24 protein-coding genes are annotated in these 25,914 nt (G+C 71.8%); 8 read left to right on the forward strand and 16 right to left on the reverse strand.

Annotated features, from left to right (window positions below):
- Positions 1 to 23: 23 nt before the first annotated feature.
- A complete protein-coding gene (locus VGN74_RS02295) occupies positions 24 to 1,238 on the reverse strand; it encodes an N-acetylmuramoyl-L-alanine amidase (protein ID WP_327445738.1) in 1,215 nt (404 codons plus the stop codon).
- Between the two features lie 435 nt (positions 1,239 to 1,673).
- Here VGN74_RS02295 and VGN74_RS02300 point away from each other — a divergent pair, with 435 nt between their 5' ends.
- The 3 genes from VGN74_RS02300 to VGN74_RS02310 all read left to right on the forward strand — a co-directional run bounded on the left by VGN74_RS02300 (position 1,674) and on the right by VGN74_RS02310 (position 6,587).
- Positions 1,674 to 4,262, forward strand: coding sequence for a ribonuclease E/G (locus VGN74_RS02300; RefSeq protein WP_327445739.1), 2,589 nt, complete (start codon positions 1,674 to 1,676; stop codon positions 4,260 to 4,262).
- A 121-nt stretch (positions 4,263 to 4,383) separates the two neighbouring features.
- The gene (locus VGN74_RS02305) at positions 4,384 to 5,784 is read left to right on the forward strand and encodes a M48 family metalloprotease (RefSeq protein ID WP_327445740.1); all 1,401 of its coding nucleotides are present in this window, start codon (positions 4,384 to 4,386) and stop codon (positions 5,782 to 5,784) included.
- 23 nt (positions 5,785 to 5,807) lie between these two features.
- Positions 5,808 to 6,587 carry a thioredoxin domain-containing protein gene (locus tag VGN74_RS02310; RefSeq protein WP_327445741.1) on the forward strand — a complete coding sequence of 260 codons (780 nt, stop codon included), beginning with the start codon at positions 5,808 to 5,810 and terminating at the stop codon, positions 6,585 to 6,587.
- Positions 6,588 to 6,593: 6 nt separating this feature from the next.
- Here VGN74_RS02310 and VGN74_RS02315 read toward each other — a convergent pair whose 3' ends face one another.
- On the reverse strand, positions 6,594 to 7,112 hold the full coding sequence (locus tag VGN74_RS02315) for a DUF3224 domain-containing protein (protein WP_327445742.1): 519 nt from the start codon (positions 7,110 to 7,112) through the stop codon (positions 6,594 to 6,596).
- Between the two features lie 57 nt (positions 7,113 to 7,169).
- Positions 7,170 to 7,955 carry a thiazole synthase gene (locus VGN74_RS02320; RefSeq protein ID WP_327445743.1) on the reverse strand — a complete coding sequence of 262 codons (786 nt, stop codon included), beginning with the start codon at positions 7,953 to 7,955 and terminating at the stop codon, positions 7,170 to 7,172.
- 64 nt (positions 7,956 to 8,019) lie between these two features.
- Here VGN74_RS02320 and ligA point away from each other — a divergent pair, with 64 nt between their 5' ends.
- Positions 8,020 to 10,347: an NAD-dependent DNA ligase LigA gene (ligA, locus tag VGN74_RS02325; protein ID WP_327445744.1), complete on the forward strand. Its 2,328-nt coding sequence runs from the start codon at positions 8,020 to 8,022 to the stop codon at positions 10,345 to 10,347.
- A 6-nt stretch (positions 10,348 to 10,353) separates the two neighbouring features.
- On the opposite strand, the gene VGN74_RS02330 is transcribed toward ligA, so the two are convergent.
- From VGN74_RS02330 to VGN74_RS02355, 6 genes are read right to left on the reverse strand one after another with little or no spacing between them, the layout of a single operon-like run.
- Positions 10,354 to 11,340 carry an aldo/keto reductase gene (locus tag VGN74_RS02330; protein ID WP_327445745.1) on the reverse strand — a complete coding sequence of 329 codons (987 nt, stop codon included), beginning with the start codon at positions 11,338 to 11,340 and terminating at the stop codon, positions 10,354 to 10,356.
- The gene (locus VGN74_RS02335) at positions 11,337 to 12,401 is read right to left on the reverse strand and encodes a DUF2272 domain-containing protein (RefSeq protein WP_327445746.1); all 1,065 of its coding nucleotides are present in this window, start codon (positions 12,399 to 12,401) and stop codon (positions 11,337 to 11,339) included. The genes VGN74_RS02330 and VGN74_RS02335 overlap by 4 nt, the downstream gene beginning before the upstream one ends.
- Positions 12,398 to 12,784, reverse strand: a complete 387-nt coding sequence (locus VGN74_RS02340; protein ID WP_327445747.1) for a type II toxin-antitoxin system VapC family toxin — start codon at positions 12,782 to 12,784, stop codon at positions 12,398 to 12,400. Before VGN74_RS02340 ends, VGN74_RS02335 begins: the two co-directional genes overlap by 4 nt.
- Positions 12,781 to 13,044: a type II toxin-antitoxin system VapB family antitoxin gene (locus VGN74_RS02345; protein ID WP_327445748.1), complete on the reverse strand. Its 264-nt coding sequence runs from the start codon at positions 13,042 to 13,044 to the stop codon at positions 12,781 to 12,783. Before VGN74_RS02345 ends, VGN74_RS02340 begins: the two co-directional genes overlap by 4 nt.
- A gap of 34 nt (positions 13,045 to 13,078) precedes the next feature.
- Positions 13,079 to 14,887, reverse strand: a complete 1,809-nt coding sequence (locus tag VGN74_RS02350; RefSeq protein WP_327445749.1) for an aminopeptidase P family protein — start codon at positions 14,885 to 14,887, stop codon at positions 13,079 to 13,081.
- Positions 14,888 to 14,898: 11 nt separating this feature from the next.
- On the reverse strand, positions 14,899 to 15,768 hold the full coding sequence (locus VGN74_RS02355; protein ID WP_327445750.1) for a 50S ribosomal protein L11 methyltransferase: 870 nt from the start codon (positions 15,766 to 15,768) through the stop codon (positions 14,899 to 14,901).
- 100 nt (positions 15,769 to 15,868) lie between these two features.
- Between VGN74_RS02355 and VGN74_RS02360 the strand changes: the two genes are divergently transcribed.
- Complete coding sequence (locus VGN74_RS02360; RefSeq protein ID WP_327445751.1) at positions 15,869 to 16,429, forward strand: hypothetical protein; 561 nt, start codon at positions 15,869 to 15,871, stop codon at positions 16,427 to 16,429.
- 104 nt (positions 16,430 to 16,533) lie between these two features.
- Here VGN74_RS02360 and VGN74_RS02365 read toward each other — a convergent pair whose 3' ends face one another.
- From VGN74_RS02365 to VGN74_RS02375, 3 genes are all read right to left on the reverse strand, one after another.
- The gene (locus tag VGN74_RS02365; protein ID WP_298278739.1) at positions 16,534 to 16,746 is read right to left on the reverse strand and encodes a DUF3126 family protein; all 213 of its coding nucleotides are present in this window, start codon (positions 16,744 to 16,746) and stop codon (positions 16,534 to 16,536) included.
- Between the two features lie 75 nt (positions 16,747 to 16,821).
- The gene (gene cysE, locus VGN74_RS02370; RefSeq protein WP_327445752.1) at positions 16,822 to 17,643 is read right to left on the reverse strand and encodes a serine O-acetyltransferase; all 822 of its coding nucleotides are present in this window, start codon (positions 17,641 to 17,643) and stop codon (positions 16,822 to 16,824) included.
- A gap of 21 nt (positions 17,644 to 17,664) precedes the next feature.
- Positions 17,665 to 18,303, reverse strand: coding sequence for an NUDIX hydrolase (locus VGN74_RS02375; protein ID WP_327445753.1), 639 nt, complete (start codon positions 18,301 to 18,303; stop codon positions 17,665 to 17,667).
- Between the two features lie 45 nt (positions 18,304 to 18,348).
- On the opposite strand from VGN74_RS02375, the gene VGN74_RS02380 reads away from it, so the two are divergent.
- Positions 18,349 to 18,939: a nitroreductase gene (locus VGN74_RS02380; protein ID WP_327445754.1), complete on the forward strand. Its 591-nt coding sequence runs from the start codon at positions 18,349 to 18,351 to the stop codon at positions 18,937 to 18,939.
- Positions 18,940 to 19,194: 255 nt separating this feature from the next.
- On the opposite strand, the gene VGN74_RS02385 is transcribed toward VGN74_RS02380, so the two are convergent.
- Both VGN74_RS02385 and VGN74_RS02390 read right to left on the reverse strand, forming a co-directional pair.
- On the reverse strand, positions 19,195 to 20,055 hold the full coding sequence (locus VGN74_RS02385; RefSeq protein WP_414643516.1) for a DUF817 domain-containing protein: 861 nt from the start codon (positions 20,053 to 20,055) through the stop codon (positions 19,195 to 19,197).
- A gap of 15 nt (positions 20,056 to 20,070) precedes the next feature.
- Positions 20,071 to 22,716 carry a TonB-dependent receptor domain-containing protein gene (locus VGN74_RS02390; RefSeq protein WP_327445755.1) on the reverse strand — a complete coding sequence of 882 codons (2,646 nt, stop codon included), beginning with the start codon at positions 22,714 to 22,716 and terminating at the stop codon, positions 20,071 to 20,073.
- A gap of 81 nt (positions 22,717 to 22,797) precedes the next feature.
- On the opposite strand from VGN74_RS02390, the gene VGN74_RS02395 reads away from it, so the two are divergent.
- Both VGN74_RS02395 and VGN74_RS02400 read left to right on the forward strand, forming a co-directional pair.
- Entirely contained in the window at positions 22,798 to 23,100 is a 303-nt protein-coding gene (locus VGN74_RS02395; RefSeq protein WP_327445756.1) for a hypothetical protein, read from the forward strand.
- 172 nt (positions 23,101 to 23,272) lie between these two features.
- Complete coding sequence (locus VGN74_RS02400; RefSeq protein WP_327445757.1) at positions 23,273 to 24,199, forward strand: hypothetical protein; 927 nt, start codon at positions 23,273 to 23,275, stop codon at positions 24,197 to 24,199.
- A 20-nt stretch (positions 24,200 to 24,219) separates the two neighbouring features.
- Here VGN74_RS02400 and VGN74_RS02405 read toward each other — a convergent pair whose 3' ends face one another.
- Both VGN74_RS02405 and queF read right to left on the reverse strand, forming a co-directional pair.
- Positions 24,220 to 25,215, reverse strand: a complete 996-nt coding sequence (locus VGN74_RS02405) for a sulfite exporter TauE/SafE family protein (RefSeq protein ID WP_327445758.1) — start codon at positions 25,213 to 25,215, stop codon at positions 24,220 to 24,222.
- Positions 25,216 to 25,334: 119 nt separating this feature from the next.
- Positions 25,335 to 25,796 (reverse strand): preQ(1) synthase, encoded by a 462-nt coding sequence (queF, locus tag VGN74_RS02410; RefSeq protein WP_327445759.1) that lies wholly within the window; start codon positions 25,794 to 25,796, stop codon positions 25,335 to 25,337.
- Positions 25,797 to 25,914: the final 118 nt, after the last annotated feature.

The following is a 25,914-nucleotide window of genomic DNA, read 5'->3' on the forward strand; positions in this document are numbered from 1 at the left end:
TCGGGCGAACGCCGGTCGTCGGTCTAGGGGCTGCCCGCGCTGGGGGCGTTGGCGGCCAGCTGGATGTCCCCGCCGCCGGCGAAATAGCGATCGATGCCGCGACTCACCGCTTCCATCAGACGCCGCCGCTGACGGGCGTCGGTCAGGGCGCGCTCATCCTCGGGATTGGTGATGAAGCCCATCTCCAGCAGCACCGCCGGAACGTCAGGCGCGAGCAGCACGGCCAGACCGGCGTCGCGATGGCTGCGACGGAGCAGCGGATGATCAACGCGCTCGATCTCGCCCAGCAGCGACCGGGCGAAACGCGCCGAGCGGTTCTGCGTCGTACGCTGGGTGATGTCGAGCAGGATGCGGTCGACGGACGGATCCCGGCCCGGCAGATGCAGTTCGCGGTGCCAGTCGTCGCGGCCGGTGAACTCGCGCACGGCGCGGCCGGCGCCCTGTTCTGACAGGGTGTAGACGCTGGCCCCCCGGGTGGCCGGGTCCGAACCGGCGTCGGCGTGCAGCGAGATGAAGAGGTCGGCGTCAGCCTGACGGGCGATCGCCACGCGGCGGTACAGGTCGACGTAGGTGTTGTCGCTGCGGGTCAGGCGCACACGGTACCGGCCCGTCCGCTCGAGAATCTGCGCCAGCTCACGGGCCGCCGCGAGGGTGATGTCGGACTCCCGGGCGTGGGCCCCGAGCGCGCCGGGGTCGCGACCGCCGTGACCGGCGTCGATCACCACCAGGGGGCGTTCGGCCCGGGCCGGCGCACGGGCGGCGCGGGCGGGCGCTTCCGCAGCCACGGCCCGGCCATTGGCGCGGACATCCACGACATAGCGGTAGTGGGTCACGCCGTCGCCGGGCGGCAGCAGGAAGCGGCGCTCGACCTCGACGGCCCCGGTCAGGGCGATCTCGACCCGCGCGGTCGCACCGCGACCTGTGACCGCATAGTCCCGGACAAGGCCGCGGCCGCGGCCATCGATGCGCGACGGCGGCGTCACGCCGGACAGGTCCAGCACCAGGCGGCCGCTGCGCCCGTCCTCGACCACCCGCCCCTCGGCGCGACGGTCCAGATCCAGCACGATGCGGGTTCGCTGGGCGTCTCCGCCCAGCCGCAGGCCGAGGACATCCCCGGCGGCGCCGGAAGCCAGGCCCTGCCCGGCCGTCAGCGCGGCGGCGGCGAACGCCAGTCCGGCCGCCAGCGCGAGGCGCCGACGGCGCACCAGCGCGCCCAGACTCTGCAGAAGGCCCTTCATGTCCTTGACCGCACGACCACCATTATTTGTTGCGATCACCGTGCCAGAGCGGCGTGAGAAATGGGTTAAGCGTCACGCGCTTTTCATCTGCAGCGGTCCGCACTATGCTCGCGCCGTTCAGGTTCGAGCGGCCCGACTGCGGCCGCCCCCGACCCCGGACATTCGCTATCCGACCAATTCTGCGGGGCGACGGATCGATCTGATCCCTCGTTTCGCCGGGCCGAGCGGACCGTCGCCCCCGTCGGGGGCGCGCCGCGGGCCCAGGAATGAAGACGACCATGGGCCTTCACGGCTGCGCCTCCTTCCGGTTCCCTGAGACCGCCCTCGCCCCCCGCGGCGACGGGTTCGCGCGCGCCTGGCCTCTCACCCCCATTCGGCGAGCCGCCGTTGAGCCCTGGACCGGGTTCGGGCAGGCGCGCCAGAGAGAGACTTCTGATGTCAAAGATCATGTTGATCGATGCGGCGCACGCGGAAGAGTCGCGCGTCGCCATCGTGGACGGCCGCCAGGTCGAGGAATTCGACTTTGAGTCCCGCGCGCGGCGGCAGCTGCGCGGCAATATCTATCTCGCCAAGGTCACTCGCGTAGAGCCCAGCCTGCAGGCGGCTTTCGTGGAGTATGGCGGCAATCGCCACGGCTTCCTGGCGTTCAACGAAATCCACCCGGACTACTATCAGATCCCCGTCGCCGACCGCGAAGCCATCATGGCCGAGGCCGGCGATGACGAGGACGAGGACGACCTCGGCCGCGAAAGCCTCGACGACGAGGCCGACACCGAGGGCCGGCTTGCCGACGAAGAGCGCCTCAAGCGCCGCCTGATGCGGCGCTACAAGATCCAGGACGTCATCAAGCGCCGGCAGATCCTGCTGGTGCAGGTGGTCAAGGATGAGCGCGGGGCCAAGGGCGCGGCCCTGACCACCTGGCTGTCGTTGGCCGGCCGGTACTGCGTGCTCATGCCCAACACCGGCAAGGGCGGGGGCATCAGCCGCAAGATCACCAACGCCGCCGACCGCAAGCGCCTGAAGGCCGCCGCAGCCAGCCTTGAAGTCCCGGCCGGCATGGGCCTGATCATCCGCACGGCCGGGGCCAAGCGCACCAAGGCGGAGATCAAGCGGGATTACGAGTATCTGCTGCGCCTGTGGGAGACGATCCGCGAGACGACCCTCAAGTCCCACGCCCCGTCGCTGATCTACGAGGAAGAGAACCTCGTCCGTCGCGCCGTGCGCGACATGTTCGACAAGGACTTCGACGGCATCCAGGTCGAGGGCGTCGAGGGCTGGAAGCAGGCGCGCGACTTCATGCGCGTGCTGATGCCGTCCCAGGCCTCCAAGGTGCACCTCTACCGCGGAGCCAAGCCGCTGTTCGCGGCCAATGGCATCGAGGAGATCCTGCACCAGATCCACCAGCCGGTCGTGCCGCTGAAGTCGGGCGGCTATCTGGTCATCAACCAGACCGAGGCGCTGGTCGCGATCGACGTCAACTCCGGGCGCGCCACCAAGGAGCGCAACGTCGAGGCCACGGCGACCAAGACCAACCTCGAGGCCGCCGTCGAGGCGGCGCGCCAGCTGCGCCTGCGCGACCTGGCCGGCCTGATCGTCATCGACTTCATCGACATGGAGGAGTCGAAGAACAACCGCGCTGTCGAGAAGGCGCTCAAGGACGCCCTCGCGGCGGATCGCGCCCGCATCCAGATGGGCAAGATCTCGTCCTTCGGTCTGATGGAGATCAGCCGCCAGCGTCGCCGCCTCGGCGTGATCGAGGGCGCCACCGAGGTCTGTTCCCACTGCAACGGGGCCGGGCGCGTGCGCTCGGCCGAATCCGCCGCCCTCACCGCCCTGCGCGCCATCGACATCGAGGTCGGCAAGAACGGAGCGGGGCTGGTCAACCTGAAGGTGCCGACCGCGGTCGCCCTCTACATCCTCAACCACAAGCGCAGCCATCTGCAGCGCCTGCTGGAGCGCCGTGGCCTCGAGGTCGTGGTCATGATCGACGACGCCCTGAGCCAGGGCGAACACGCCATCGACCGGCTGGAAACCGACGAGGAATTCGTGCCGCCGGAAATCGATCTCGACGCCGAGATCGCCGCCCTGCCCGAGTCCGACCTGCCCGACCTCGACTTCGACGATGACGCCGAGGACGAGGACGAAGAGCTGTCGGATGAGGACGGCGACGAGGACGACGACAACGACGATCGTCCGGCCGCGCGCGAGGCCCGCACCGGCGACGACGCGGGCCGCCGTCGCCGGCGCCGCCGTCGTGGCGGCCGTCGTGACGAGGAAGAGGTCGAGGCCGCGCCCGTCGACACCGACGAGGATGACGAGGCCGGCCGTCGCCGTCGCCGGGGCCGTCGTGGCGGCCGTCGCATTCGCGAGGACGGCGACCGCGATGTCTACACCTGGGTGCGGGGCCGCACGCCCTCGCTCGACCAGCCTTACATCTGGTTCGACCCGCTGAACCCGCAGGCGGCGCTCGACGACCTGCCCCCAGCCCAGCCGGCGCGCGAACCGGCCGAGGCGGTCGCCGCGACCGCTGTGGAGGGCGAACGCGAGGAGCGCGGCGGCCGTCGTCGCCGTCGTCGCGGTCGTGGGCGCGGCGGCGATCGCGTCGCCATCGCCGGCGACGGCGCGGTAGAGACCGGGGACGATCAGGCCCCGGCGACGGACGCGGTGACCGAGGCTGCAGCCGAGCCGGTCGAGGCCGGGGCTCCGGCCCTGCCGCCGGAGCCGCAACGCCGTCGCGTGCGCCGCAAGGCCGCCGCCACACCCGTGGTGGCCGAGGAGACCGTGATCGAGGACGTCGCCGTCGAGGCCGCCGTCGAGGCTGTCATCGACGCGCCGGAGCCGGAGCCGGAAGCGGAAGTTCCCGTCCCGGTCGTCGAGGCTGCTCCGGAACCCGCGCCGGCGCCGGAGACTGCGCCCGAGCCTGAAGCCCAGCCGGTCGTCGATGTGGCCGAACTGGTCGCAGCCGATCCGGCCCAGATCACCGCCCCGCCGCCCAAGCCGAAGCGCGGTTGGTGGCGTCGCTGATCGCGACGATCGCCTTAAACCGGACCGAAATCTGCGATGAGGTGGGCAGTGTCCAACCCCGCGGGTTTCGGTCTAGTCTGACGCCCGGTGGCGGGGAGATCGACGCGAACAGGAGATCGCCATGACCTGGCTGTCCCGAACGACGACGCCCCTGCGCCGGGCCGCCGCACCGCTCGGCGTCGCCCTCGCGGTCGCCGCCGCCCTGCTTGCGCCCGCCCCGGCCGCCGCCCAGAGCATCATTCGCGACACCGAGGTCGAGGCCATCATTCGCGAATGGTCCGATCCGGTGCTCTCGGCCATGGGCCTGATCCCGGCCGACGTCGAGATCCTGCTGATCAATGACCCCAGCCTCAACGCCTTCGCCACGCGCGGGCGGATCATGGGGCTGCACACCGGCCTGATCCTCGAGACCGACACCCCCAACCAGCTGCTCGGGGTGATCGCCCACGAGGGCGGGCACATCAAGAACCGCCACACCCTGCGTGACGGCGCCGCCGACGCGGCGCGCCAGCCCTTCCTCGTCAGCATGGCGCTGGGGGCCCTGGCCATCGCCGCCGGAGCGCCCGACGCCGGCGTGGCCCTGATCGGCTCCAGCCAGTACTTCGGCACCCTCGGCGCCCTGCGATATCTGCAGAGCCAGGAGGGCGAGGCCGACCTGACCGGCGCCCGGGCGCTGGAGGCCGCCGGCGAATCCGGGCGGGGTCTCGTTGAGTTCTTCGAGAACTTCCGCGCCCAGGAAGTCTTCTCCGACGCGCGCCGCTTCCCCTATTTCCGCAGCCACCCCCTGTCCTCGGACCGCATCGAGGCCCTGCGCCGGCCGGTCATGGCCGCCTCCAACTACGAGCGGCGGGACAGTCCCGAGCGCATGGCCCAGCACGCCCTGATGCTGGCCAAGATCCGCGCCTTCCTCGACCAGCCGACCTACACCTACCGGGCCTATCCGATGTCGGACACCTCGCTGCCGGCGCGCTACGCCCGGGCCATCGCCTGGTACCGCGACGGCCGCACCGAGCGGGCCCTGACGGCGGTCGACGAGCTGATCGCCGGCGACCCCGACAACCCCTTCTTCCACGAGCTGCGCGGCCAGATCCTGTTCGAGGAAAGCCGCCCGCTGGAGGCGGTCGAGGCGCACCGCGAGGCCGTGCGTCTGATGCCTGAGGCGCCGCTGCTGCGCATCAACCTGGCCCACGCCCTGATCGAGACCAACGACCCGACCCGGCTGGACGACGCCATCGACCAGCTGAAGCTCGCGGCCGCGCGCGAGAACGACAATCCCCTGGCCTGGCGCCTGCTGGGACAGGCCTACGCCGCCCAGGGCCGCGAGGGCGAGGCGCGTCTGGCTTCGGCCGAGTACGCCTTCTCGCTGGGACAGGAGGAGCAGGCGGTGCAGTTCGCCCTGCGCGCCCGCGCCATGCTGGAGCCCGGCACCCCCGAATGGCGCCGCGCCGTCGATATCGTGCTGGCGTCGGGGGCCACCCCCGAGGATCTGGCCGACCTCGACCGTCGCCGCGCCCGCAACTGATCTCCTCGCTTCGAAAGCCCCCCATGACCGACGCCCCGACGCCGCCTGCCGCCCCTGACTCCGGCGCCCGGGGAGCCCTTGGGGCGCGGCTGCTGACCTGGGCAGGCCCGGTGCTCGGCGCCGTGGCCCTCGTCGTGGCCGTAGGCGGTCAGCTGGGCTTCGAGGACCGGGTGCGCGGCTGGCTGCTGGCCAATCCGGGCGTGCTCGACGAGATGATGCAGGCGCGGCAGCTTCAGCAGGCCGAGCTGGGCGCCGCTGAAACCGACCGGCGCATCGCCGCCGATCCCTCGCTGGTCGCCGTGGACCCGCGCGACCCCGCCTTCGGCCCGGCCGACGCCGCCGTCACCGTGATCGAATACGTCGACTTCCAGTGCCCGGGCTGCAAGGCGGTGGCGCCGGAGTTTCTCGCCCTGATGCAGCGGCACCCGGACGTGCGCTTCGTGTTCCGCGACTGGGCCATCCTCGACCGCGAGCCCGGCGGGACGTCGGACTACGCCGCGCGGGCGGCGCTGGCGGCCCATCGCCAGGGGCGCTACCTCGCGGTCCATCAGGCCCTGCTGGCCGAGCCGGCCCTGTCACCTGATGCGGTCGACGCCATTCTCGCCGAGGCGGGCGTTGATCTGGTCCGCGCCCGTCAGGACATGGACAGCGCGGCGCTGCGCGACCAGGTGGCGGAAATCGACGCCAACGCCCGCGCCTTGGCCCTGCAGGGCACGCCCAGCTTCATCGTCAACGGCCGCGCCACGCGCAGCATCCAGCCATCCGAGATCGACGCCGCCATCACCGCCGCGAAGGCGCGCTGACGCGGGTCAGGCGCCCGGCAGGGTATAGGCGAGATCATAGTGGTGCACGCCGTCGACGATGCGCAGGCCGAGCGCACCGGCGATCCCGGCAAGCTCACCTGTGCCGGAGCCCGGCACGATCTCGATCGACAGGTTCTGGCCGTTGGGGTCCATGACGCCACGGTGGGCCAGCAGGAAAGCCCCGCGGCGGCCGTGCAGCACCCCCTCGACCCGCTCCAGCGCCACATAGACATGCATCCCGGTCTGCGGCGCGGCGCCGGTCAGCATCTGACCTTCGCCGGTCGCTTCCAGATCACCGGTGAAGGTTTTGGTCAGGCCCATCCGGTCCAGCGTCAGATCACTGGCCGTCTGCCCCTCGCCGCGCGGCGTAAGCTGCGGGCGAAAGACTCCGATCGCGTGACTCATCGCCGTTTCCTCCTGCGCCGCCCGCGCCGGCCCTGCCCGCAGCGTCCAGCCGACCACCACAGCCAGCGCAAGGGCCAGCAACAGAACGGCCAGCCGGCCTCTCGGCGTCAACGCCCGCATCAGCCCCTCCGGAACATTAGGCGAACATCGTCCGCCCTCAAACGGCCGGTGTCAAGCTCAGATCAGGCCGGCCAGCGGCGATGACGGGTCGGCGTACATGCGCTTCTTCATGCGGCCGGCCAGATAGGCCTCGCGCCCGGCGATGACCGCATGCTTCATGGCCGAGGCCATCAGCACCGGATTCTGCGCCTCGGCGATGGCGGTGTTCATCAGCACCCCGTCGCAGCCCAGCTCCATGGCGACCGCCGCGTCCGACGCCGTGCCGACCCCGGCGTCGACCAGCACCGGCACCTTCGCCTGCTCGATAATCAGCCGGAGGTTGACCGGGTTCTGCACCCCCAGACCCGAGCCGATCGGCGCACCCAGCGGCATCACCGCCACGGCCCCGGCCTCCTCCAGCTTGCGGGCATAGACCACGTCGTCGGTGCAGTAGACCATCACCTCGAAGCCCTCGGCGACGAGCAGCTTAAGCGCGCGCAGCGTCTCCTCCATGTCGGGGAACAGGGTGCGCGGGTCGCTCAGCACCTCCAGCTTGACCAGGGTCCAGCCGCCGGCCTCGCGCGCCAGCCGCAGGGTGCGCACCGCGTCCTCGCCGGTGAAGCAGCCCGCCGTATTCGGCAGATAAGTGTAACGCTTCGGGTCGAGGAAGTCGGTCAGCACCGGCTGGGTCGGGTCGGTCAGGTTCACCCGGCGAACCGCCACGGTGACGATCTCGGCGCCGGAAGCCTCGGCGGCGGCGGCGTTCTGGGCATAGTCGCGATACTTGCCGGTGCCGACGATCAGCCGCGACGAGAAGGTGCGGCCGGCGACGGTCCAGGTGTCGGTGGGGGCAGGTGCGGTCATGGGCGCTGTTTAGGCCGCGCGGATCGGAGTCGAAAGCCCGCATCGGCCGGGCTAATCAGACGTGATGACCGAGTCTCCCGTCGCCGACCTGAGCCGCGAGGCGGCCGAGGCCGAACTGGCCCGCCTGGCCGAGGCCCTCGCCCGCCATGACGCTCTCTACTATCAGGGCGATGCGCCGGAGATCAGCGACGCTGACTACGACGCCCTGCGCCGCCGCCACGCGGAGATCGAGGCGCGCTTTCCCGACCTTGTGACGCCGGACTCACCGTCGCAGCGCATCGGGGCCGGCGTCTCGGAGACCTTCGCCGAGGTGCGGCACGGCGTGCCCATGCTGTCGCTCGACAACGCCTTCAGTGACGACGAGGTGCGCGACTTCGTCGCCCGCATCGCCCGGTTCCTGAAGCTGCCGGCGGATGAACCGATCGCCTTCGTGGCCGAGCCCAAGATCGACGGCCTGTCGGCCTCGCTGCTCTATGTCGACGGCGTGCTGCAGGTGGGCGCTACGCGCGGCGACGGCCGCACCGGCGAGGACGTCACCGCCAACCTGCGCACCCTGGGCGAGGCGCAGATTCCGTCGCGCCTGAAGGGCTCGGGCTGGCCGGCGCGGGTCGAGGTGCGCGGCGAGGTCTATGCGCCCACCGACGCCTTCGCCGCCTTCAACGCCGCCGCCGAGGCCGAGGGCCGGCGCACCTACGCCAATCCGCGTAACTTCGCCGCCGGCTCGCTGCGCCAGAAGAACCCGGCGATCACCGCCACGCGGCCGCTGAACTTCTTCGCCTACGCCTGGGGCGAGCCGGCCGAGGGCTTCAGCGACTCCCAGGCCGGGGCGCTGGACAAGCTCGCCGAGTGGGGCTTCCCCACCAACCCGCGCTCGGTCCGGGTCGAGGGGGCGGAAGGGCTGCTGCAGGTCTACCGCGCGCTGGAGACCGACCGCGCCGGGCTCGGCTATGACATCGACGGCGTGGTCTACAAGGTCGACCGGCTGGACTGGCAGGCGCGCCTCGGCTTCGTCGCCAGAAGTCCCCGCTGGGCCATCGCCCACAAGTTCCCGGCCCAGCAGGCGACCACCGTGCTGGAGGGCATCGACATCCAGGTCGGCCGCACCGGCTCCCTGACCCCGGTAGCCCGCCTCGCGCCGGTGACCGTCGGCGGCGTGGTGGTGCGCAACGCCACCCTGCACAATGAGGACGAGATCGCGCGCAAGGACGTGCGTATCGGCGACACGGTCGTGCTGCAGCGCGCCGGGGACGTGATCCCGCAGATTGTGGCGGTCGTGCCGGAGCGCCGTCCCGCCGGCGCCCTGCCCTTCGCCTTCCCGACCCACTGCCCGGCCTGCGGCTCCGAGGCCGTGCGCGAGGAGGGCGAGGCCCGCCGCCGCTGCACCGGCGGTCTCATCTGTCCGGCCCAGATCGTTGAAAGGCTGAAGCATTTCGTCGGCCGCAAGGCCTTCGACATCGAGGGGCTGGGCGAGAAACAGCTGATCGCCTTCCACGATCGCGGCTGGTTCCGCGAGCCCGCCGACATCTTCCGGCTGGCCCGGGACGAGGTGCGACTGGCCGAGCTCCGGGCTGAGGACGGCTATGGCGAGACCAGCGTCGCCAACCTCGTAGCGGGCATCGAGGCCCGCCGCACCATCGCCCTCGAGCGGCTGATCTTCGCCCTCGGCATCCGCGAGATCGGCGAGCAGACCTCGCTGCTGCTGGCCCGCGAGTTCGAGACCTGGGAGGGCTTCGCCGCCGCCGGGCGCGAGGCCGCAGCGGGCCTGCCGTCCGCAGCCTGGACGTCGCTCGCCGCCGCGCCGGGCGTGTCGGCCCGGGTGCTGGCCCTGATGGCCGAGGCGACGCCGCACGAGGCTGATCCCTGGCCCGACGCGCCGCTGGAGCAGAAGATCGCCCTCGCCCTGCCCGCGCTCGCGGCTCCGGCCCGGCGCGCCCTCGCCGGGCTTGCCGCTGACTGGAAGGGCCTGCGCGGTCTGCTCGCCGTCGCCCGCGACGAAGGGCCGTCGGAGACGCTCGGCCGCATCGCCGGCGTGTCCGGCGTCGGTCCGGTCGCCGCCCGCGCCGTGGCCGAGTTCTTCCACGAGCCGCACAATCAGGCGGTGGTCGCGGCGCTGGTCGCCGAACTGTCCGAAGTGCTGCCGGCCGCCCGCCCGCAGACCGACACCCCCGTCGCCGGCAAGACGGTCGTCTTCACCGGCAGCCTCGAACGCTTCACCCGCGACGAGGCCAAGGCGCGGGCCGAAGCGCTGGGGGCCAAGGTGTCCGGCTCGGTGTCGAAGAAGACCGACTATCTGGTCGCCGGTCCCGGGGCCGGCTCCAAGCTGGCCGAGGCCCAGAAACACGGCGTCACGGTCCTCAGCGAGGACGACTGGCTGGCGCTGATCGGAGGGTGACGGCGTTCAGCCGTCCAGCGCCGCCATGCCGGCGGGGTGGTAGCGGTGACCGGCGGCGGCGTCGCGCGGGAACACAGCTTCCAGCCGGGCGAGGTCGTCCGGCGACAGGACGAGGTCGGCCGCCGCCCCATTCTCCTCCAGCGTCCGCAGCCGCCGGGTGCCCGGAATCGGCACAAGGTCCTCGCCCTGGGCCAGCACCCAGGCCAGGGCCAGCTGGGCGGCGCTGACGCCGCGGTCGGCCGCGATGGCCTTCACCGCCTCGACCAGATCGAGGTTCTTCTCGAAGTTCTCGCCCTGGAAGCGCGGGTTGGCGCGCCGGAAGTCGTCGGCGGCGAGGTCCTCGACCGAGCGGATCTCGCCGGACAGGAAGCCCCGGCCCAGCGGGCTGTAGGGCACGAAGCCGACGCCCAGCTCGCGGCAGGTGGCGAACAGCTCGCCCTCGGGATCGCGGCTCCACAGGGAGTATTCGGTCTGCAGCGCCGTGATCGGATGCACCGCATGGGCCCGGCGCAGGGTGGCGGGCGCCGCCTCCGACAGGCCGAGGAAGCGGACCTTGCCGGCCTCGACCAGCCGGCTCATGGCCCCCACCGTCTCCTCGACCGGCGTGTTGGGATCGACCCGGTGCAGGTAGTAGAGGTCGATCACCTCGGTCCCCAGCCGCTTCAGGCTGCCCTCGACCGCGCGCTGCACATTGGCGGGGCTGCCGTCGATCGACAGGGCGGTGCGCTCAGCGTTCCAGTTGATGCCGAACTTGGTGGCCAGCACGACCTGATCGCGCCGCCCCTTCAGGGCCCGACCCAGCAGCTCCTCATTGGTGTGCGGCCCGTAGATCTCGGCCGTGTCGAGGAAGGTCACGCCAAGCTCCAGCGCCCGGTCGAGCACCGCCACGTTCTGCGCCTCGTCGGTCGGCCCGTAGAAAGCGCTCATGCCCATGCAGCCGAGGCCGATGGCGGACACCTCGGGGCCGTGGCCCCCCAGCTTGCGGGTCTTCATGGCGCGTCTCCCTCCTCCGCGTCGTCAGGGGACGACTCCGGCTCCGACGTGGGCGTCGCCGCGCCGGCGGTCAAGGCGCTCAGCGTCGGCGACATGGCCAGGGCGTCGCCGTCGATGGGCGGCGCCTGCAGCTGCAGATGGGCGAACAGGGTGCGCGCCCCTTCGAGGTCCTGCGCCCCGACCGGCCGCGGGAAACGCTCGGGCTCCCGCACCAGCGGCAGCAAGGTCAGGCTGACCCCGTTGATGACATTGCCGCCGATCACCGCCAGCCGGTCGTCCTGCACCGAGACGACGATGTCGCAGTGGGTCGGGGCGTAGCGGCCCAGCTCGCGCCGCCGGTCGGCCAGGGTGGCGTAGCGCGCTTCGCCGCGGGCGTTGCACAGCAGGTCGCCGGGGACGATCTCCACCTCGCCGGGGTCGTGGGCGACATAGGCCGCCTCCGGCGCCTGGCCGTCCCGCGCCCGGATCGCCTGGTCGATATAGACCCGGTGCGAGATGTCCCGGGCGAAGGCCGCGGGCTGATCCAGTCCCGCCTCGCACATGACCCAGCTGACGAAGGCCGCCGACCAGGGCTGAACCCAGTTGATCTCGCCCTCCCCGTCCCGCCACTGGCGATTCTGGCGGGCCAGCACCTGGCCCCCGTCCGGAGTGGCGCTCCAGTAGCCGGCGATCGTCGCCGCCAGCCGGCGGTCGCCTTCCCACCGACCGATCCGCATCAGGGGCCGGTCCTGCTGCGGCCGCGCCAGCGGCGGATTGGCCACGTCCGCGACAACCCCGTCCGGCAGCAGGCGGGTCCGCACCTGCGTCGCGTCGATCGTCTGGAAACCGAACACCGCCCACTCCTGCACGGCGATGTCGACGATGCGCCGCCGCGCCCAGTCCACCCGGCCGGGACGACAGAGGGTCTGCAGCACCCGCATGCGGCCGGGCGCGCCCTGCACCCGCGCCGCGGGAGGGATGACATCGAACACCTCGCGCGGCAGACGCGCGCCCGGGCTGCCCTGAGCCTCGGCCGGCGCGGCCGCGAGGGCCGCGAGCAGCGTGATGACGATGCGCCTCACGCCGCCGGCCGGACGTCCGTCAGGGCGAAGTCCCGCCCCTTGAACAGCAGCGGCTCGCCGGTCCGCGTGGCCAGCGCATAGGCGAAGCAGTCGCCGAAGTTGAGCCGCGCCGCATGGTTGCCCTTGCCGAAACGGCGATAGCCGTCGCGGGCGGCGTCAGCCATGGCCATGTCGACCGGCACGACCTCCACCTCGATCTGTTTGAGCAGGCGCTCCGCGACCGCCGCGACCTCCGGCTTCCTCTGACGATCGATCACGATGCCAAACTCGAAAAGCGTCACGGCCGACATCCTGACCCGGGCCCGATGCAGGAGCCGCAGGAACGGCTCGGCCTCCGGCTCACCAGTGACCAAAGCAACCAGCGCCGACGTATCGACGATCAAGCCGGCAGTCCGGTGTCTGGATCATAGAGGAAGGCGCTGGGATCCTCCTGCTCGAAAAATTCAGGCGGCATCAGCCGGCGGATCTCCTCGACCGTGGCCATGATCTCCTCGAAGGACGCCGTCTTCCGCACCGTCGCCTCGGGCTCGCGCGCCAGCTGCTCGCGCAGCGCGACAGTGACCGCCTCGGTCAGGCTTTCGCCGCGACGCCGCGCCAGCTCCCTGGCCAGCCGATCTGTTTCCGGGTTCCTGATGTTCAGCATGGCGACCTGCAGTCTACCACGCCGCCGGTTCAGCTCACAGCGGCGCGCACTGGGCCTCCAGCCAGGCCAGCACCTCGCCGTCCAGCAGGGGGCCGACCTTGGCCAGCACCTCGGCGTGGTAGGCGTCGACATAGGCGCGTTCGTCGGCGGTCAGCAGGGCCACGTCGATCAAACGACGATCCAGCGGGGCCATCGTCAGCTGCTCGAAGCCGTGCATCGGGCGCTCGCCGCCGGCGATCGGCTCGGCCGGGGTCACCACCTGCAGGGTCTCGATGCGGATGCCCCAGTGGCCCTCGCGATAGTAGCCCGGCTCGTTCGACAGGATCATGCCCGGCAGCAGGGGCTGGGTGTTGACCGCCTTGGCGATGCGCTGCGGCCCCTCATGGACGCCGAGATAGCTGCCCACCCCATGTCCGGTGCCGTGGTCGTAGTCGAAGCCCTGCATCCACAGCGGCAGGCGGGCCAGGGCGTCGATCTGGTGCCCGGTCGTGCCCGCCGGGAAGCGCACCACCGCCATGGCGATATGGCCCTTGAGCACGAGGGTGAACATGCGGCGCTGGTCGGCCGAGGGCGTCCCGACCGCGACGGTCCGGGTCACGTCCGTGGTGCCGTCGAGATACTGACCGCCGCCGTCGACCAGCAGCAACGAGCCCGGCTCCATGCGCCGCAGGGTCCGCGTCACCGGCTTGTAGTGCGGCAGGGCCCCGTTCGGACCGGCCCCGGCGATGGTGTCGAAGCTGAGGTCCTTCAGCGCCCCGGTCGCCTCGCGGAAGCGCTCCAGCGCCTCGGCCACCTGCCGCTCGTCCGGCAGGGTCTGCTGCGCCTCGGTGTCGATCCAGTGCAGGAAGCGCGCGAGCGCCGCGCCGTCGCGGATGTGGGCCTGACGTGCGCCCTCGATCTCCACCGCGTTCTTGGTGGCGCGCGGCAGGGTGCAGGGGTCCATGCCGCGCACGACCTCCGCCCCCGCGGCCACCAGCCGGTCGAAATACCACGCAGAAGACACGCCCGGATCGACTAGGATCTTGCGCCCCTTGAGGCCCGCCAGCGCCGGTTCCAGCGCGTCGGGCGTCTCCAGCGTCACCGCCGTCCCCAGCCAGTCGGCCAGCCCCGGGGTGGCCTTGGCCGGATCGAGGAACAGTCGCGCCGTTCCGTCGGCGGCCAGCAGCGCCTGGGCGAGCGGCAGGGGCGTGCGGATCACGTCCCCCCCGCGGATGTTGAACAGCCAGGCGATCGAGGCCGGGGCGGTGATCAGGGCGACATCCGCGCCGGCCGCCGCCACGGCGGCGCCGATGCGGGCGCGCTTCGCCGCCGCGGCCTCGCCGGTGTAGCGGTCCTCGTGCGGCACGACGGGGGCCTGCGGCTGGGCCGGGCGATCGGCCCAGGCGGCGTCCAGCGGGTTGGTCTCGACCGGCGTGAGGGTCGCCCCGGCCCTGGCCGCCGCCGCCTGCAGCCGGGTCAGGGCGTCCGGACTGTGCAGGCGCGGATCATAACCGATCACCGCTCCCTTCGGCGCGCGCTCCAGATAGGCCGGCACCCCGCCCTCGACGAGGTCGAGGATCTCGAACTGGTCCGCATCAACCTGGGCCCGGACCTGGACCGTATAGCGCCCGTCGGCGAACACGGCGGCGCGATCCTTCAGCACGACGGCGGCCCCCGCCGACCCGCTGAAGCCGGTCAGCCACGCCAGCCGCTCGTTGGCGTCGGGCAGATACTCGTTCTGATGCTCGTCCTCATGCGGCACGAGGAAGCCGTCGAGCCCCTGCGCCGCCATCTGCTCCCGGACGCGCGGCAGATGCTTCGCCCCGAAGTCGCGGGAGGTGGTCTCGTCGAAGGATTGGCGCATCGTCTCGTCTCTCAACCGACCCGGCGCAGGACCAGGCAACTCCAGGCGTCGCGGTGGATGCGGCGCTCCAGCCGGAAGCCGCGCGACAGATAGGCGGCGCTGACGCGGCGCTCCTGGGTGCGCAGCAGGCCGCTCAGGATGGCCACGCCGCCGAGCCGCAGCGACAGCTTGATGTCCTGGGCCAGCGCGACCAGCGGGGGAGCCAGGATGTTGGCGAACACCAGGTCATAGGGCGCCCCGGCGCGGACCTTCTGGTCGTTCAGACCCGAGGCGTGGACGAACCGGGCCGGCGCCCGGTTCAGCTTCGCGTTCTCGTTGGCGATGCGCACCGAGGGCGCGTCGATGTCGGTGCCGACCGCGACCGCCGCCCCGGTCAGGGCCGCCGCGATGGCCAGCACCCCGGTGCCGCAGCCGACATCGAGCACCCGCTCGAAGCGCTCGCGCTTGAGCAGTTCGTCATAGGCGATCAGGCAGCCGACCGTGGTGCCGTGGTGACCGGTGCCGAAGGCGGCGCCCGCGTCGATCTTCAGCCGCACCGCATTGACCGGGGCGCGCCCCTGATCGTGCGCGCCATAAACGAAGAAGCGGCCGGCCTTGACCGGCGGCAGGCCCGACAGGGACATGGCCAGCCAGTCGGCGTCGGCCAGATCCTCGACCGTGACCACGAGCCCGGGCTCCTCGCGCAGGCGGGCGGCCACGCCCTCGACCTCGTCGGCGGTGGTCGGGAAGGCGTCGATGCGCCAGACGCCCCGGTCCTCATCCTCCTCGAGGATGGAATAGGTCGCGCCCTCCAGCAGCGGGTCGGCGTCCAGACGGGCGGCGGCGGCCTCGGCGGCGGCGCGGGGGCCGCGGGCGATTATTTGAACAGCGGACTCGGACATTTCTCAAACGCCGCTATCATCACGAATCGATGCAACCATTGGCCTGAGCCGCGCAGGGGATTGCGGACGGGCCGGGATCGAACAAGGGGTCGGGGAATACATGGCCAAATCACCTACTACGTCCAAGCCTGCCGCGTCCAAGGCGCCGGCTGCGAAATCCACCGCCGCGAAGCCGAAGACGGCGCCGAAGGCTCCGGCCGCCGCCAAGGCCCCGGCCGCGAAGGCCGCCGCTGCCGCCAAGCCGGCCAAGGCTCCGGCGACGAAGACCGCGGCGAAGCCCGCGGCCAAGGCGGCGGCGCCCAAGGCCGCCGCCAAGCCGGCCGCGAAGGCGGCTCCGGCCAAGGCCCCGGCCGCCAAGGCCGCGCCGAAGGCCAAGACGGCCCCGAAGCCCGCCGCCAAGACGACCCCGGCCAAGGCCAGCGCGCCCAAGGCTGCGGCGAAGCCGGCCGCCAAGGCGGCGCCGAAGGCTGCAGCAGCGCCCAAGGCCGCGGCTCCGGCCCCCGCGCCGAAGCCCGCGCCCGCGCCGGCCGCTGCGGCCCCCGCCCCGACGCCGGCTCCGGCTCCGGCGCCCGCTCCAGCCGCCGCGCCTGCGCCGCGCGCCCCGGCGCCGAAGAAGGGCTTCCTGGCAAAGCTCGGCGACATGATCTTCGGCCAGCGCTGAGGGTCAGCCACAGGCCCGAAATGACGACGCCGGCCGGGGGAGGCTCCCCGGCCGGCGTTTTCGTTTGCGATCGAAGGCAGGGCCCCGTCGCAGGGTCGCACCGCTTACGCCGGCGGCAGGTCCTCGGCGAGGATGGCCATCTCGAACATGAACGAGCCGTCCTCGTCCTCGTCCTTGAAGACGACGCCGATGAACTCGTCGCCGACATAGACCTCGGCGGAGTCGCCCTGCTTCGGGCGCGCCTTCACCTGGATGCCGCCGGTGTTGAAGGTGCGCTTGAGATGGCTCTCGATGCGGCGAATGTCGGACTCGGTCACGGGACCTCGGGCTCCTTGTTTGCGAGCCGGGACCCTAGAGAAGCGGACGCGCCGAATAAACCCTGTGACGCACTTTCAGATCACGAAGTCGTAGACCACGTCGGCCAGCGTGTGGTCCATCGTGCGGGCCGGGGCGGCGTCCGTCGGGCAGTTGACCAGCCGCGCGGGCACCCCGGCGACGGTGCAGCCGGCCGGCACCGGCTTCAGCACCACCGAGCCCGACGCCACCTTGGCGTGGTCCCCGACGCTGATGTTGCCCAGCACCTTGGCCCCCGCGCCGAGCAGCACGCCGCGACCGATCTTGGGGTGGCGGTCGCCGCGCTCGGCCCCGGTGCCGCCGAGGGTCACGCCGTGCAGCATCGACACCTCGTCGCCGACCACCGCCGTCTCGCCGATAACGATCCCGGTCCCGTGGTCGAGGAAGACGCCCGACCCGACCCGGGCCGCCGGATGGATGTCGACCTGGAAGAGCTCCGACATGCGGCTCTGGAAGTGGAACGCCAGGGTCTCGCGCCCCTGCCCCCAAAGCCAGTGCGCCACCCGGTGCGCCTGCAGCGCCTGGAAGCCCTTGAAGTAGAGGAACGGCTGGATCAGCGACTTGATGGCCGGATCGCGCTCGGCGACGGCCTGCAGGTCCGCTTCGGCGGCGGCGACGATGCCGGCATCGGCGGCGAACGCGGCCTCGCAGGTCTCGCGTACGCTCATGGCCCCGACCTCGGCATCGCCCAGCTTGCGCGCGATCTGGAAGCTCAGCGCATGGGCGAGGTCGCGGTGCGACAGCACCGTGGCGTGCAGCAGCGAGCCCAGCTGCGGCTCGCGCCGGGCGGCGTCCTCGGCGGCGGCGTAGAGCTCGGCCCAGACGCCGCGGCGCGCGCTGATCACTTCCAGTTTGGCCATGACGGCTCCTTGCAGTCCGCCTCAGTCTACCCGGCTGAGCATGCCGTGGGAAAGCCACGCCGGCAGCAGCCCCTCGCGCGCCATGTGGTGAGCCTTCAGCGCCGTCGCCACCGTCATGACATCGCGCACCGTGCCGCGATCGATCTCGGCGATCAGCGACAGGAAGGGCACGCGCACGATCCGCAGGTCCTCGGTCGGGTCCGGGGCGACCGGGGCCGGCGACAGCCCCCACGCCAGCCAGCACAGGGCGCGTTCGTCGGTGATGGAGTTGGACAGCTCCAGCTCCAGCACCTGACGCCAGTGGGCCGCGGTCAGACCGGCCTCCTCGGCCAGCTCGCGCTGCACCCCGGCCAGCGGATCCTCGCCCGGCGGCACCCCGCCTTCGGGCATCTCCCACGAGTAGCGCAGGGTGGCGAAGCGGTGCTGGCCCACCAGCGTCACCGTGCCGTCGTCGTGCAGCGGCAGCACCCCGGCCGCCAGGTTCCGCGGCCGCATCACCACATAGTCGGCCGGCGCGCCGGTGGGGGCGGTCGCCGCGTGCCGGGTCAGCCGCAGCCAGGGGTTCTCGAACACCGTCTCGCCGCCGCCATCACGCCAGCGCCGCCAGGGGCCCAGCCCCCCGGCCCAGCCGGGCTGCGGATCATCGTCGTGCGCACTCATGCGGTCGGTATGGCGCAAGCGGCCCGCGACGCCTAGCTAGGCCGCATGACAGACGCCACCCTCCCATCGCCCGTCGCCTCGCCCGAGCTGCAGGCCCGCCTCGCCACCCGCCGCTCCGCCCCGGCCCAGGCGCTCGGCGACCCTGGCCCCTCGGCGGCCGAGCTGGAGACGATCCTGACCCTGGGCGCCCGCACGCCGGACCACGGCAAGCTGTTCCCCTGGCGCTTCGTGGTGCTGGGCCGCGACAGCCGCGCCGGCATCGCCGCGCAGCTGGAGCCGCTGGCCGACCGCCAGCCCGACCCGAGGAAGGCGCGCGCCGTCCTCGCCAAGCTGACCGCGCCGCCGGTCACAGTGCTGGTCGTCTCGACCCCGGACGAGGGCCACAAGGTGCCCGTCTGGGAGCAGGAGCTGTCCGCCGGGGCGGTCTGCATGAACCTGGAGCACGCGGCCAACGCCTTTGGCCACGCCGCCAGCTGGATCACCGACTGGTACAGCTACGACGCCGACGCCGTGGCCCTGTTCGGCGTCGGCGCCGGCGAGCGCATCGCCGGTTTCATCCACATGGGCGCGGCCGCCGAGCCCCTGCTCGAACGCCCCCGCCCCGACCTGGCCGGGAAGGTGGAACGGCGGCCTTAGGCGGCGGGGCGACGCGCCTCTCCCTTCCCCCTCGATGGGGGAAGGGTCGGGATGGGGGTGGGTGCGCTGCCGACGACGAAGGCGCGCTCGAGGCGATACCGCCTCCTGCGCCATCTCACACGCGTTGCGGGTTCACCCCCTCCCAACCCTCCCCCCTTGAGGGGGAGGGCATTCTTGGGCGCGCCTTTCCCCTTGTGCTCGCTGTGACCCCGCTGGCCCCCGGAGCGCAGACGCCAGCAGCCCGGGTGACAACCCTCAACCGGCCGCCGGCTCCGGCTCCGGCTTGCGGACCAGCGACACCAGCACGATCGAGATGATCATCAGCAGGAACCAGGCCCCGAGCTTGCCCAGCGACACCGGGCTCCAGCCATCGGCCTGGTCCGGGTAGGTCCAGGCCCGGGCGAAGGTGCCAATGTTCTCGGCGAACCAGATGAACAGGGCGACCAGGCCGTAGCCGAGCAGCAGCGGCATCGACCGCCGGCGCCGGTCCGGCGTGAAGTAGAACCAGCCCCGCCCGAACAGCAGCGCCGTCGCCGCGAACAGCGCCAGCCGCACGTCCGGCAGCCAGTGATGGGCGAAGAAGTTCACATAGATCGCCGACGCCAGTAGCCAGGTCGTCCACAGCGGCGGATAGTGGCGCACGCGGATGTCGAAGATGCGCTGCACCCGCGCGATGTAGCTGCCGACCGCCGCATACATGAAGCCGGAAAACAGCGGCACATCGCCGATCCGCAGCACGCTGGCCTCGGGATAGATCCACGAGCCGTGGTGGGTCTTGAACAGCTCCATCACCGTCCCGGCGAGGTGGAACAGGAAGATCACCCGCGCCTCCTCCCAGCTCTCCAGCCGGAAGGCGAGCATGGCGACCTGGATGGCCAGCGCACCGAGCGCGAGAAAGTCGTAGCGGGCCAGCGGCGCGTTCTCCGGCCACCACAGGAAGGTGGCGAGGATCAGCGCCAGCAGCAGAGCGCCGAACAGGCACGCCCAGCCCTGCTTCAGGCCGAACATCAGCAGTTCGAACCCGTAGCGGGTCCATGCCCGTCGGTCGGCCCAGACCTGCACCCGGGCCAGCGACGCCCGCCCGAGGGCCTCCAGCGGCAGACGGTTGGAGGTCACGGCGGGCTCCCTTGTTCAGAAGCGTTGCGTCACGGTCAGGCTGACCAGCCGGCCGCGCGGGTCGGCGACGACCGGATCATAGGCGAAAGCGAACTGCACGAGCGGCGGATCGCGGTCGGTCAGGTTGATCGCCTCCAGCCTAAGGTCCAGCCCCTCGCCCAGCGCCGCCCCGTAAGCGAAGTCGAACGTCGTCTGGCTGGCGATGTCCGTGCGCGTGATGCCGGCCCGGTCGTTGCGATAGCCGTGGGTGTAGCGGGCGGTCAGGCTGACCGTCTGCCCTGCCCCGCGCCAGCCCAGCGCCAGCCGCCCCTGGTTGCGCGGCATCGACCGGGCGAGGGTGTTGAGATTGGTCGAGCCGACCGCCGACACCGCCGGCGCCCCGGGGCTCAGGCGGATGTCGTGGCGGTCGATGTAGGTCCAGCGCAGGTCGGCCGAGACCGTCCCGCCCCACGCCGCGCGCCCCCAGCCGGCGGCCAGGTCCCAGCCCTGCGCCGTCACCGCCGAGGCGTTGAGGAAGCCCAGGCGCACCCCGGTCAGGGTCCCGCCGGGTCCCCGGCTGACCTGCCCCTGCGCCGCCGTGCCGGTCAGGCCCGCGGCCGTATCGCGCGCCGCCTGGTCGATCACGGCCTGCGCCGACTCCTTGACCACCAGATCGGTGGTCTCGAAGCGCCAGCCGTCCAGGGTCACCGTCAGCCCGCCGCCGGGGGCCCAGACCGCGCCGAGGCTGAGGTGCTCTGACCGCTCAGGCTTCAGGTCGGGATTGCCGGTCGTCAATGTATTGACGAAGACGAAGGCGCCCCGGTCGAACACCGAGGGCTGGGCCGCCTGGGCCCCGTCGGTGACGAACACCGAGGGGGCGCGGAAGGCGCGGCCCCAGGCCCCGCGCAGGGCCAGCCCGGGCGCCAGATCCCAGCGCGCCGCGACCTTGGGGCTGAGCGCGTCCTGATCCCCCTGCCGCTCGTGCCGCGCCGCCAGCTGCAGCTCCCAGGCGTCGCCCAACCGCGCCCGCGCTTCGGCGAACACCGCCGCGGCGCGCAGCCGCCCCTCGAAGTCCGGCGACTGGCCGGCGGTCAGCAGTTCCCCGGCGTTGACCAGATCACTCCAGTCGTGACGGAAGCGGCTCTCGCGCGCCTCGACGCCCAGCGCCAGATCCAGCGTCCCCCGGTTCCCCTCGGCCAGTCGTCGGTCGGCCTCGATCTCGATCGTGCTCAATCCCGCCGCGCCGCGCAGGCCGGTGGAGCCGATCAGGCTGTCGATCAGCTCCGGCGCATTGGCCGTGCCCGTCCCCAGCGTGGCGCTGCCGAACGGGTTGAACCAGCGGCACGGGCCGACGCCGGGCGTGCCGGCGGCGGGATCGCAACCGGCCCCGCCGAGGCCGTTCAGCGCCGCCTGCACCGCCGAGCCGATCACATCGGGCTTGTCATAGGCGACATGCTGACGGCTGACCGTCGCCGCCGCCGACCAGCGCCAGCCGGCCGCCTCGCCCGAGACGCCCCCGGCCAGCCGCCAGGTCTCATAGGCGAAGTCGGCGGTCGAGGCCCCCGCCTCGGCCCCCAGCAGCCGCCCGCGGAAGGTCACGGTCTCGCCGAAGGGATTGTCCGGATGCGTCGCCGGCACGGTCAGGGCCCGGGCGAGGATCGGCAGCGACGGCGACTGGCGGATGCGGGTGAAGGTGTCGGACGCGGCGACCTGGCCCCAGACCTCCAGGCCGCCCAGCGGCGCGCGCACCTCGGCGAAGACCTGGGTCCGGGTCTCCTCGGGCGCCAGATCGAAGAAGTCCGAATAGTCGAGCCGGCAGAAGACGTCGGTCGCGCTGTTGCGGAAGGCCTTGGTGAACGTCGGGTCGCCGCACGCCGGGTCCGGGGCGAAGCCGCCGGTCGAGGGCCGGAAGTATGAGCCCGGCTGGCCATAGCTGGTCACCGCGGTCCAGCCGGCGCGGCCGTAGCGTTCCGCCTGGGGGAAGTCGCGCTCGTCGGTGGACAGGGCCGAGCGGTGGAAGTGCGCCGCCGCCACGGTCGCCGTGACGTCGCGCCAGCGCAGCCCGGCCAGGCCCTGCACCGTCGTCTCGCCGAAGCCGCGCCCGGCGGCATGGCCGACCTGCAGCTCCGGCCGCGTCACCTCGCGGCGGGTGATCAGGTTCATCACCCCGGCCACCGCATCCGAGCCATAGACCGCCGAGGCCCCGTCCTTCAGCACCTCGACCCGTTCCAGCGCGATCGTCGGGACGAGCGAATTGAGGTCGACGAAGGCCGAGCCGTCCGGGGCGATGGCGGCGCTGGTCGTCCAGCGCTGGCCGTCGACCAGCACCAGGGTCGCCCCCAGCCCGAGGTTCCTGAGATTGACCTGCGCCACGCCCGAGCTCTGCGGCGCATTCAGCTGGTCGACCCGCGCCTCGGACCCCGAGTTGGCGGTCAGCCGCGTCAGCAGCACGGAGGCGTCGCCGCCCAGCGTCCCGAGCGCCTCGCGCCCGATCACCTCCACCGGCGTCAGCCGCCCCGCCCCGGCGAGCCGCGAGCCGGTGACAACAAGGACGTCGACGGTGACGGGGTCGGCGTCAGGGCCTTGGGCGGGAGACCGGGGGCCGCTCTGGGCGACGGCAGGGCCCGCAGCGGCGAGCAGGGCCAGCGCCGCGGCGCCGGTCAGAATCGAACGAAGACACATGCCGCGAGGCAGTAGGCGGCGGGCGGCGCGGGGGAAAGGGGAATGGTTGCCGCCCGGCCATCCGCAGCGCAACGTGCGCCGATGCGCATCCTCGTCGCCGCCCTGTTGCTGCTGTCTGCCTGCGCGACCGGCCCCCGGCCCGGCCTTGACGAGGCGCAGCTCGCGGCGTTGGCGGCCGGGATTGAGACCGACTGCGGGCTTCAGCCGCGCTCCCTGCTTCGCGTGCAGAGCAACAGGTATCTGATGATCTGGCCCGCGCAGCCGTGGCCACCGGACTCTCGCCCCCTCGACGGCGCGGCGTTTGCATGCATCAGCCGTAGCCTTGACGCCGCCGCCCTCGACGAGCGCGGCGTGCAGGTCATGCTGGTCGGGAGCTCGATCTGACTGCACGGCCTTGGCGGCGGCTCCCCGATAGCCGCCGGCCATCCCCCACCGCGCTCACAGCGCCCTCACAATCCCTGATTGACTTCCACGCGTATCAGCGGTCGGATGGATGCTGAGGCTGCAGTTCCACTTAGCACGGGTCCCGATCATGTCTGTCCTGCCGACATTGGGGATGACCGCGCTTCGTCTCCTCGGCGCCCTCGCCACGCCGCAGGACCCGCCGCCCCCCGCCACGCAGGTCGAGGAGGTGGTGGTCGTCGGGGAGCGCCTGCAGGCCACCGCCCAGACCTTTGTACGCGCCCTCGCCGCCCCGCCGCCGGGCCGCAAGGCGGCCGTCTGGGACGAGCCGCTTTGCGTCGGGGTCATCGGCATGCGGCCCGATCTGGCGCAACTCATGGTCGACCGCATCACGGCTGTGGCGCTGGACCTTGGCCTTCCGGCCAGTCGCCCGGGCTGCCGCCCCGACATCTTCATCGTCGCGGCCGCCGACGGCGACGCCATGGCGCGGGACCTTGTTCAAAGCCGGCCGGACGACTTCCGCCTCGGGATGTCGGGGACTGATCTCGGCGCAGCGGCCCTTGAAGTCTTTCAGAGCTCCGGTCGCCCCATCCGCTGGTGGCATGTGAGCGTCGCCGTGAACGCCGGCACAGGCCGCCCGCTCCAGCGCCTGCCCGGACAGCCGCCGTTCGTGCCCCCACGGCGGATGGAAAGCCCTTCAGATTTCGGCCCCTATGGCAACATCGTGAGCCCGTCGCTGATCCGCGACGAAAGCCGCGACATTCTGGGCCGGGTCGTCATCGTGCTGGAGAGCTCGGCGCTGGACCGGGCCAGCTTCGGCCAGATCAGCGACTACATCGCCATGGTGGCCCTGGCCCAGATCGATCCCGAGGCGGCACCCGAGGTGCCCTCGATCCTCAACCTGTTCCGCGACGCCCCGGCCGCCGAGCCGGGCCTGAGCGCCTGGGACCGCGCCTACCTCTCGGCCCTTTACCGCACCGATCAGAGCGCCGCGAACCCGGCCACCAACCTCTCCACGATCGGCCGCGTCGTCGCCCGCGACCTGGCCGAGGCCGAGGCGACCGCAGCCCCGCCGGAGTGACCCCCTGCCCGGCCGCGCGCCTAGCCCGGCGCCCTTCCGGCGTCAGCCTGGGCTGAAAGGGCCTGGCGCGACAGGTGGGCCAGGGTCAGCCAGAAGATGGCGAACAGGATGACCGAAAATCCGGCCGACCAGGCCAGCTTCTCGAGGCTCGGCGACTTGATGTTGAAATAGGCCAGCTGGAAGATGTTGAGGGCGACGATCCCGCGCAACATCCAGTCGACGCGCAGCTTGCCCAGCACATAGGCCCCGAAGGGAGCCATCAGCAAAACCACCGGATAGGCGCAGAGCCACGTGCCGATCTGGTCCTCCGTCAGACCCTGGTCCCAGAACAGGCGGTAGGCGTAGCCGAGCACGCTGATCGAGGCCATCAGCATGATGCTCTGGTGGGTGGCGATCTTCTCGTCCATGCGGAAGCGCGTCACCAGCAGCGTGTAGAGCACGATGTCGGCCCCGGTGCCGAACAGGCTGCCGCACATCCCGCCGGTGAACAGGATGACGGCGAGGGCGCCCCGGTCGCGCAGGTTCAGGGCCGGCAGGCGGAACCGGTTGCCGCGGTGCTTGCTGAACACATAGGCGACGGCGAAGGTCATGATCAGGCTGAGGAACAGGGCCTGGATGATGAAGACCGGGATGTCCTGCAGCAGGTTCATGCCGAACACGAAGCCGGCGAAGGCCACCGGAATGTACCAGAGCACCGCACGATAGGCGGCGAGGTCCGCCCCGGGGCGCGTCAGCAGCCAGAGACTGGCGCTGGTCATGCCGACGCTCTGGATCATCAGGCTGAAATCGCGTGCCGCGGCGCGATCGATCTCGAAGAAGACGCTGAGAACCGGAAAGGCGACGGCCCCCCCGCCCTCGGGGGTCAGACCGGCGACGAAGGCCCCGACCACCATGATCGCCGGGTAGTACCAGTGCTCCAGCAGGAACGGCACGCTGGCCAGGGTGCTGAACAGCACGACCCAGAGAGCCATCATGCCGACGTACCAGACGCGGAAGATGCGACTCGCGAAAAACACGGATTGGTCCTCACGCCCCCGGTCGGACACAGGCCCGACTGCGGGCGCGTCATGACCCGCCGGGGCCGCTGTTGTCCAGCCGGCCGGGCGGGTCCGGACGCCGCAGCTTCGGAGGGAGTCTACCCCCGCCCGCGGTAGGTCGGCACGCCCTGGTCGGGGAGCCAGAGGCCTTCGGGGGCCGGGCCGGTCTGCCAGAACACGTCGATGGGGATACCGCCACGCGGGTACCAGTAACCGCCGATGCGCAGCCACCTCGGGTCCAGCAGCTCGGCCAGCCGCTTGCCGATGGCCACGGTGCAGTCCTCGTGGAAGGCGCCGTGGTTGCGGAAGCTGGTCAGGTAGAGCTTGAGGCTCTTGGACTCCACCAGCCACTCGCCGGGGGCGTAGTCGATGACCAGATGGGCGAAGTCCGGCTGGCCGGTGACCGGGCACAGGCTGGTGAACTCCGGCGCGGTGAAGCGGGCCAGATAGAGGGTGTCCGGGTGCGGATTGGGCACGCGCTCCAGCACGGCGCTGGCGGGATCGGCCGGCTGGGCCGTCTGGGTCCCCAGCTGGGACAGGCCGTCGGTATAGTGGGTCATGGCGGCGATGTAGTCGCTTCGGCGGCGGGGGGGAACCCGACGAAAGGTCCTCCCCGCAGGGGGAGGTGGCGCGGCGCGGAGCGCCGTGACGGAGGGGGTCGAAACACGACCGTCGGGG

This window comes from Brevundimonas sp. (assembly GCF_035998205.1).
Taxonomy (GTDB): Bacteria; Pseudomonadota; Alphaproteobacteria; order Caulobacterales; family Caulobacteraceae; genus Brevundimonas.